General features: G+C 70.7%; 9 protein-coding genes. 1 reads left to right on the top strand and 8 read right to left on the bottom strand.

The features are described from left to right. From AC2W7C_RS10395 to AC2W7C_RS10375, 5 genes are all read right to left on the bottom strand, one after another. The coding region (locus AC2W7C_RS10395; protein WP_486001374.1) for a helix-turn-helix domain-containing protein at positions 1 to 1005 on the bottom strand (1005 nt) is incomplete at its 3' end. A gap of 189 nt (positions 1006 to 1194) precedes the next feature. Continuing rightward, on the bottom strand, positions 1195 to 3399 hold the full coding sequence (ptsP, locus tag AC2W7C_RS10390) for a phosphoenolpyruvate--protein phosphotransferase (protein WP_486001376.1): 2205 nt from the start codon (positions 3397 to 3399) through the stop codon (positions 1195 to 1197). Positions 3400 to 3590: 191 nt separating this feature from the next. Next, positions 3591 to 3920 (bottom strand): GyrI-like domain-containing protein, encoded by a 330-nt coding sequence (locus AC2W7C_RS10385; protein WP_486001373.1) that lies wholly within the window; start codon positions 3918 to 3920, stop codon positions 3591 to 3593. Continuing rightward, positions 3905 to 4207 (bottom strand): hypothetical protein, encoded by a 303-nt coding sequence (locus AC2W7C_RS10380; protein ID WP_486001372.1) that lies wholly within the window; start codon positions 4205 to 4207, stop codon positions 3905 to 3907. The genes AC2W7C_RS10385 and AC2W7C_RS10380 overlap by 16 nt, the downstream gene beginning before the upstream one ends. A gap of 21 nt (positions 4208 to 4228) precedes the next feature. Continuing rightward, on the bottom strand, positions 4229 to 5506 hold the full coding sequence (locus AC2W7C_RS10375) for an aspartate kinase (protein WP_486001371.1): 1278 nt from the start codon (positions 5504 to 5506) through the stop codon (positions 4229 to 4231). 56 nt (positions 5507 to 5562) lie between these two features. Between AC2W7C_RS10375 and ubiG the strand changes: the two genes are divergently transcribed. Further along, entirely contained in the window at positions 5563 to 6366 is an 804-nt protein-coding gene (gene ubiG / locus AC2W7C_RS10370; protein WP_486001370.1) for a bifunctional 2-polyprenyl-6-hydroxyphenol methylase/3-demethylubiquinol 3-O-methyltransferase UbiG, read from the top strand. A gap of 321 nt (positions 6367 to 6687) precedes the next feature. Here the strand turns inward: ubiG and AC2W7C_RS10365 are convergent, their stop codons facing one another. The 3 genes from AC2W7C_RS10365 to AC2W7C_RS10355 all read right to left on the bottom strand — a co-directional run. Continuing rightward, positions 6688 to 7044: a GNAT family N-acetyltransferase gene (locus AC2W7C_RS10365; RefSeq protein ID WP_486001375.1), complete on the bottom strand. Its 357-nt coding sequence runs from the start codon at positions 7042 to 7044 to the stop codon at positions 6688 to 6690. A gap of 130 nt (positions 7045 to 7174) precedes the next feature. After that, positions 7175 to 7642 carry a DUF6265 family protein gene (locus tag AC2W7C_RS10360; RefSeq protein ID WP_486001369.1) on the bottom strand — a complete coding sequence of 156 codons (468 nt, stop codon included), beginning with the start codon at positions 7640 to 7642 and terminating at the stop codon, positions 7175 to 7177. Between the two features lie 30 nt (positions 7643 to 7672). After that, positions 7673 to 7976, bottom strand: a 304-nt coding sequence (locus AC2W7C_RS10355; protein WP_486001368.1) for a helix-turn-helix domain-containing protein, incomplete at its 5' end; no start/stop codon positions are given.

Genomic DNA, 7976 nt, shown 5'->3' with positions numbered 1-7976 from the left:
GCGGGGCCGACACCTGGCCGCGGCCTGGCGGGGCCAGGGGTCTGGGCCCGCTGGTTCAACTGCCCCAGCGAGGTCTGCGCCGCCTGGAGCGGGCCGCCGTGCTCGCCGTTCAGATAGACGTCGAAGGCGGTGACGTCCTGAACCTCGACGGTGGCGGCGACGCGAGAGGCGCGCGCCGCAGGCGTCGCCGGCGGCCAGCTGGCGGGCGAACAGCACCTGGCCGTCCCCCATGCGGACGATCAGATAGGCGGACTTCCGGGCCTGCAGGCACGACCTGCGAGGCGCTGGCCGCGGCGCCGTACAGGGCGCCGGCGCGGATTGAAGGCCTTGGCCACGGGGGTCTGAGGCGCGACAGGCTGGCCGTCGGTCTGGGCCGGGTCGGCTCCGGTCAGCTCGGTTTCCAGGCCGGGCGTGACGTAGAGCGCCGGGATGGTCTGGTCCGGCGGCGCGGGGCTGCGGCGCGGTCAGGCGCATCGCCGCGGCCTGCCCCGGCACCGTGCCCAGGCGCCAGCTTTCGGGAATCTCGGCGATGTCCGACGGCTGCGGCGCGCGCATCAGGTTGACGCGCTGCAGGACGTTCCAGCCCACGATGGCGACGACCAGAGCCAGGGCGCCGGCGATCAGGCGGGGCGAATAGCGCTTCACCTCCTCGAAGGCGACGCCGACCGGCGGCTGCAGCGGCACGGACGGGTCCGGGCTTTCGCGCTTGAAGCGTTCGACGGCCAGCTGTTCGTCCAGGCCCAGGGCGCCGGCGTAGGCGCGCACATAGCCGATCGAGAAGACCCGGTTGGGCAGGACCGAGAAGTCGTTCTGCTCCAGCGCGGTCAGATAGCGGGACGGGACGCGGGTGAGGCTGGACAGTTCCGCCAGCGACCGGCCGGAGGTTTCGCGCGCCTGGCGCAGCCCGTCGCCGAGAGTCGGCGCGTCGGTGATGGAAGGCGCCATGTCCTTCCAGTCCTCCCGCACTCCGTACTCTTCCGAGCTCTTGCCCGCATCCAGCGCCATGACGCCCGACCCCACGCTCGGCGACCCGGAAACCGCGTCAGCCGTACTCGAACCCGGGCCCTGTATCATATCGGGATGACAGGACGGTCCTGCCCCCGCAGTCCCGCCGAATTCGCCTTGTGGATAACTCATAAGAGTCGACCGATCAATGATTTGTTAAGCACCTTGGCCGTTCCGGCCCGGTACGGATCAGATCGCGACGTTCAACTTCCGGGCCAGCGTCTCCAGCTCTCCGCGGATCGAGGCGGACGAGGATCCCAGCAGGTTGGTCATCCCCCGGCGGGCGGCGGCCAGGTCGGCCGACAGGATCATGCGCTTGACCGGCCCGACGCCGCCCGCCGGCGCCGACAGGCGGGTGAAGCCCAGGGTCAGCAGGGCGAAGGCCTCGAGCGGACGGCCCGCCAGCTCGCCGCAGACCGAGACCGGCGTGCCGGTGTCGGCGCATTTGCGCTGGATCTCGGCCAGGGCGCGCAGGGCCGGCGGCGACAGGGGGTCGTAGCGGTCCGAGACCAGCGGGTTCGTGCGGTCCGCGGCGAACATGTACTGGAAGAGATCATTGGTGCCGATCGACACGAAGTCGGTCAGGGGCAGCAGGGCGTCCAGGTGCCACAGCAGCGACGGGCACTCGATCATGGCCCCGACGCGCAGCAGGGCCGGCAGCTCGCGTCCGCGACGCCGGGCCCAGGCGCATTCGATGTCGACCAGTTCGCGCGCGGCCCGGAACTCCTCGACCGTGGCGATCATGGGGAACATGACGCGCAGCTCCCGCCCCGCCGCGGCGCTCAGCAGGGCGCGAAGCTGCAGGCGCAGCAGCCCCGGCCGGTCCAGGCCCAGGCGGATGGCGCGGCGGCCCAAGGCCGGGTTCTCCTCGCGCTCGGTCTCCAGGTACGGCAGGACCTTGTCCCCGCCGATGTCCAGGGTGCGGAAGGTGACCGGACGATCGCCGGCGGCGTCCAGGACCAGGCTGTAGAGCGCCGTCTGGCTGTCCAGGCGCGGCAGTTCCTCGGAGACCATGAATTGGAACTCGGTGCGGAACAGGCCGATGCCCTCGGCGCCGGTGGCGTCCAGGTTCTCCAGATCCACGGCCAGGCCCGCGTTGGTCATCAGGCTGACCCGCTGGCCGTCCAGGGTGACCGCCGGGGTGTCGCGCAGCTTGGCGAACTCGGCCTGCCGGTGGCTCCGGACCTCCATGCGCGACTGAACGGCGGACAGCATGTCCGGCCGGGGGCGCAGGAAGGCCTCGCCCGTCTCGCCGTCGACGATGACCAGGTCGTTCTCGGACAGGCGGTCGCGCAGGCCCATGAGGCGGCCGACGCACGGAATCTGCAGCGCCCGGGCGACGATGGCGGCGTGGCTGGCGGCCGAACCTTCCTCGAGCAGCAGGCCCCGGATCTTGTGGCGCGGATACTCCAGCAGATCGGCGGGGCCGAGGTTGCGGGCGACCAGGATGGCGTCGTCGGGCAGGTCGCGCTCGCCCGGCCGGTCGCCCGCCAGCACGCGCAGCAGGCGGTTGGCCAGGTCCTCGAAGTCGTGCAGCCGTTCCTTGATGTAGGGATCGCGCGCCTTGGCGAAGCGGGCCCGGTGTTCGTTCCTGACCCGGTCGACGGCGGCCTCGGCGGTCAGGCCGGTGCGCACGGCCTCCTCCAGCGACCGGTTCCAGCCCCGGTCGTCGGCGAACATCCGGTAGGTTTCGAGCACCTCGAACGACGGGCCCGACAGGCCGCCCTGCCCGCCTTCCAGCATGCCGTCGATATTGGCCTTCAGCGCGATCAGCGCCTCGCGCAGGCGGATCTCCTCGACCTGCTGGTTCTCGGCCAGCAGGTTCTCGGGCGCGACCGGCGCCTCGTGCAGCACGACCCGGCCGTAGGCCAGGCCTTCGGCGAACCGCTGGCCCTTCAGCCGCTCCGGCCGATGAGGGGCGACCTCGATGTCGCGCAACTCGTCCTGGCCCAACAGCTCGCCCGAGGCCACGGTCTCGGCCAGGACCATGGCGATGGTCTGGATGTCCTCGACCTCTTCCTCGTCGTAGCGGCGCTCGGACCGGTTCTGGACGACCAAGACGCCGATGGCGCGGCCGCCGCGCAGCAGGGGGGCGCCCAGGAAGGCGTGGTAGGGATCTTCGCCGGTCTCCGGCCGGTACGAGAAGCTGGGATGGGACGGGGCGTCCGACAGGCTGATCGGCGCGGCCGACCGGGCCACCTCGCCGACCAGGCCCTCGCCCGGACGAAGGCGGGTGTTGTGGACGGCCTCGGGCTTCAGGCCCTGGGTGGCGAACAGCTCCAGATCCCCGGACGCGCGGCGCAGGTAGATGGAGCACACTTCGGCGACCATCGACTGGGCGATGATGCGGACCACGTTGTCCAGGCGATCCTGGGCGGGCGAGGCGCCCGCCATCGCCTCGCGGATCTGGCGAAGCAGGTTGCGGGGGCCGCGCGCGACGAGTCCGGGCGTCGGCATTCGCGTGTCGGTCCTCTGCGACGGTTGGCGACGTTTTCGTCTAGCCTGACCTGGACCATTTCGTCCAACGCCGCGTGGACGCAAGACCGTGAAGAGGCTTTATTTCTCCGGGCGTTCCGCCCGCTCGCCTAAGCCGCGGGCTTCACCGGCTGGCGCAGGATGGTCTTGAGCTTCGCGGGCTCGGTGCGGCGGGGATCGCTGAGATAGATCTCATGGTGCGGGCCGTTGAAGGTCAGCCCGCGGCTCGGCATCACCTCGTCGTGCAGCCGGGCGAGGATCGGGCCTTCCTCGTCGTAGGCGCCCACGTGCAAGGTCTGGAGCGACGGCCCTTCGTCATAGGGCTCGAGGCGGAGGCCGGGCGGCGGCACGCCGAGCTTGTCCTCCGTCTTGGCCACGGCGGCCTTGAAGAGGTCGAGGCCGACGAAGTCCGGCACCATGATCATCATGTCCAGCGCCACCGGTCCTTCTCGCGCCGGACGAAGCTTCCCGGATCGTCGGCCTCCCACAAGCCCTCCAGCGGCGGGACGACATAGTCCCGGCCGAGCGACGCCTTGGCGGCGAACTTCAGGGCGTAGCTGGTCCCATAGAGCCATTCCACGGCGGTCCGGTAGGCCGGCGTGGCGTTCGGATCACCCTCGCCGTCCACCTTCACGAACCGCAACCGAGGCACGTCGACCAAGACGAACTCCCCAGCGGCGGCGCCGTAGAGCGACGCCAAGACCTTCTTGACGTCGAGCTTGGTCATCGGGGCGTCGGTCCCCGCCGATCAGGCCGGTTCGGCCAGGCCGTAGGCGGCGTGGAGCGCGCGCACGGCCAGCTCGGCGTAGGCGGCGTCGATCAGCACGCTGATCTTGATCTCGGAGGTCGAGATGGCCTGGAACTTCACGCCCTTGTCGGACAGGGCCTTGAACATGGTCTGGGCGACGCCGGCGTGGCTGCGCATGCCGACGCCGACCACCGAGACCTTGGCCACGTCCTCGTCGACGCGTAGCTCCTCGAAGCCGATCTGGTGCTGGGCCGCGCGCATCAGCTCGGCGGCGCGCTGGGCGTCGCGACGGCCGGTCGTGAAGGTCAGGTTGACCGCGCCCTCGGTGCGGGCCTGGCTCTGAACGATCATGTCGACGTTGACGTTGGCCTCGGCCAGCCGGGTGAAGACGTCGGCTGGGGCGTCGACGCGGTCCGAAAGACCCAACAGCGTGATGCGGGCCTCGTCGCGGCTCATGGTCACGCCGGACACGATGCGTTTTTCCACGATCTCCTCCTCGTCGCAGATCAGGGTTCCGCCCTTGTCGGGCATGACGCCGTCAGCGTCGGGTTCGATGAAGCTGGACAGGACCCGGACCGGAACCTGCTTGGCCATGGCCAGTTCGACCGAGCGGGTCTGCAGCACCTTGGCGCCCAGGGAGGCCATCTCCAGCATCTCCTCGTAGGAGACCTTCTCCAGACGCCGCGCCCGAGACTCGATCCGAGGATCGGTCGTGTAGACGCCGTCGACGTCGGTGTAGATGTCGCAGGGGCATTCCAGCGCCGCCGCCACCGCCACCGCGGAGGTGTCGGAGCCGCCCCGGCCCAGGGTGGTGATGCGGCCGTCGCGGGTCACGCCTTGGAAGCCCGGCACCACGGCGATCTCGCCCTTGTCCAGCGCCGCGCCCAGCACCTCGCCCGGCACGTCCTCGATCCGCGCGCGGCCATGGGCGTCGTCGGTGAGGATCGGAATCTGCCAGCCCATCCAGCTGCGGGCGTTCAGGCCCATGTTGCGCAGGGTCAGCGCCAGCAGGCCCGAGGTCACCTGTTCGCCCGAGGCGACGACCACGTCGTATTCGTCGTCCGACATCTCGACGCCCTGGGCCGGGCGGCCGGCGCCATCGGTCCAGGCGACCAGTTCATTGGTCTTGCCGGCCATGGCGGACACCACCACGGCCACCTTTCGACCAGCCGCGGCCTCGGCGGCCACGATGCGGGCGGCGCGGCGGATGCGCTCGAGGTCGCCCATCGAGGTGCCGCCGAACTTCATCACCAGTCGATCTGAACCGGGCCGCGTCATCTTGCGCAGGAAGCTCCGTCTTGCGTGAAGGGGCGCGCAGGTTCATCCCTCGGCCCATGGTCGCTTCTAACGGCACGGTATCGGCGCGGGAACCCCAAAGCGCCGGGGAATTCAACGATCAGGCGGCGGGACCGTCGATCGACCCCGCGGACGTCGCCCGCTTTTCGGCGCAGGCCGCCGAATGGTGGGACGCGCGCGGGCCGTTCGCGCCCCTGCATCGGTTCAATCCGGCGCGCCTGGCCTTCGTGCGTGACCGGGCCGCGGAGCGGTTCGCCCGCGCCCCCCGGACCCGCGAGGCCTTCGCCGGCCTGACCCTTCTGGACATCGGCTGCGGCGGCGGACTGATCGCCGAGCCCATGCGACGGCTGGGGTTCGCGGTCACGGCGATCGACGCCTCGGCCGAGAACATCGGCACCGCTCGGGCGCACGCCGCCGAACAAGGCCTGGACATCGCCTATCGCGCGGCCACGGTCGAGCAGTTGGAGGCCGAGGGCGCCGGGCCGTTCGACGTGGTCCTGACGCTGGAGGTGATCGAGCACGTGGCCGATCCCGAGGCCTTCATCCGGGCCTGCGCGCGCCTGGTGAAGCCGGGCGGGATGATGATCGTCGCCACCCTGAACCGCACCCTGAAGGCGCTGGCGCTGGGCAAGATCGCGGCGGAGTACGTGCTGCGCTGGGTGCCGGCGGGCACGCACGACTGGCGCCAGTTCATCAAGCCGGACGAACTGCGCCTGATGCTGTCCAAGGAGCCGGTGGCGGTCAGCGGGCCCTATGGCCTGGCTTACGACCTTCTGGCGGACCGCTGGCGCGAGGGCGACGACGCCGACATCAACTATATGATGATCGCGACCCGGGACTGACCGGCCTTACGGCGAATTCATCCACCTGTCGGGCTTGTAACGGGATCGGAGCGTTGCGGCGCGCCAAGCTCGGGCTCTCTCTCGCCCTTGGAGCCGAGCCTCATGAAACGTGTTCTGATCCTGTCCGCCGTCGCGGCCGCCGCGCTGGCCAGCGCCGCCTGCGTGACCATCATCGACGCCGACGGCGACTATCACTGGCATGGCGAGGCGCCCAATCCTTCGACAGCGCGCGCGACGACTGCCGCGCCCGCGCGGCCGGGGCGAAGGATCGACCGCCTTCATCCAGTGCATGGCCGACAAGGGCTGGACCCGCTCCAGGGACTAGAGCGGCCGAACCATGTAGCGGGCGTCTGGCCCATAGCCGGCCAGCTTGGCCCGCATCTCGGGCGCGTCCTGGACCGCGAAGCCGTGGCGCGCCCAGAACGGGGCCGCGTCGTTGACGGCGACCAGGGCCATCCTGGACCAGCCGGCGGCGCGGGCCTGATCGGCCAGGCGTTCGACGATCGGCTTGGCGTGGCCGCCTCCGCGCGCATCCGGATGGAGCGCCAGGTCGTGCAGGTACATCAGGTCGGCGTCGTCGGGGATCGCCTCCAGCAGCGTGTTCAGCGCCGGCGCCGATCCCGAACGCCAGGGATAGGCGACCAGATAGCCGAGCACCGCCCCCTCGCCATCGGCCAGGACGAAACAGCCCGACGGGTTCAGCGCCAGCCGGTTGGCGAAGCACTCGCGCCCTTCGAAATGGTCCGGAAAGCCAGCGCGGCGACCCGGACGACGCCGTCCAGGTCGCCCGCCGTCATCGCCCGCCAGGTCAGGCCGGGCAGCGCGCGTTCAGCTCGGCCTTCTGGAAGCGCCATCGGATGGTCCTGGTCTGGCCGTCGATCTCGCCCTCGATGCGGGCGTGGAGGACGTCTCCCTCGCGCTCATAGACGATGCGCTGCGGGAAGTCGTGAGCGGCCTGCTGGAAGACCACCCGGCCGGGGGCGGCCTCGATCACCGGAAAGACGGTGGCCGCCTGACCCTCGGGCTGGGCGAAATAGCCGAACGGCGCGTCCGCCTCCGCCGCCGTCGGCGCGATGCGGGACAGTTCAAAGCCGGCGCGGCCGTTGCGCACGGTGAGATTCATGCCGAGCATCAGGCCGTGGCTCTGGTTGCTCCAGGTCTCGGAGACCTCCCGCCCGCCGTCGCAAGACAGCCAGTAGCCGGACATCCAGCCCAGGTCGGGGCGCAACTCCGCCTGAAGGACGGCGGTCATCAAGAGGGCGGTGGTCGTCAGCATGGGCGCGGTCTCCTTGGCTCCGCGGCCACGCTAGGCCGGGTGAAGCCCGTCGCGCTTGTAGGTTTGCGACGCGATGGCCCGGGCCAGGGCGTGCTGCTCGCGCGCCCACTCCGAGGCGGTGCAGCCCAGGAAGCGGCGGAAGTCGCGAGCCATCTGGGGCTGGTCGAAATAGCCGGCCTCGAGTCCCGCGCCCAGCCAGCTTTCGGCCGCCGGGTCCGGCTGGGCGGCGTGGTCGAAGACGCGGCGAAAGCGGAACACGGACCGCAGCAGCCGCGGCGGAATCCCGACCCGGTCGGCGAACCGGCGCTGCAGGGCGCGGCGTTCGGACGCCGAG

Source organism: Brevundimonas sp. CURTG3B2_SDJG (assembly GCF_057364705.1).
Note: the sequence above shows the minus strand (reverse complement) of the source record. Positions and strands in the feature narration are given on the sequence as shown.

What these genes read in the sequence shown, in the direction of transcription:
- ptsP (WP_486001376.1), bottom strand. Translation starts at nt 3,399, where the DNA reads ATGGCGGGCGCCTCGCCCGCCCAGGATCGCCTGGACAACGTGGTCCGC.
- AC2W7C_RS10375 (WP_486001371.1), bottom strand. Translation starts at nt 5,506, where the DNA reads ATGACGCGGCCCGGTTCAGATCGACTGGTGATGAAGTTCGGCGGCACC.
- AC2W7C_RS10360 (WP_486001369.1), bottom strand. Translation starts at nt 7,642, where the DNA reads ATGCTGACGACCACCGCCCTCTTGATGACCGCCGTCCTTCAGGCGGAG.
- ubiG (WP_486001370.1), top strand. Translation starts at nt 5,563, where the DNA reads ATGGTCGCTTCTAACGGCACGGTATCGGCGCGGGAACCCCAAAGCGCC.
- AC2W7C_RS10380 (WP_486001372.1), bottom strand. Translation starts at nt 4,207, where the DNA reads ATGACCAAGCTCGACGTCAAGAAGGTCTTGGCGTCGCTCTACGGCGCC.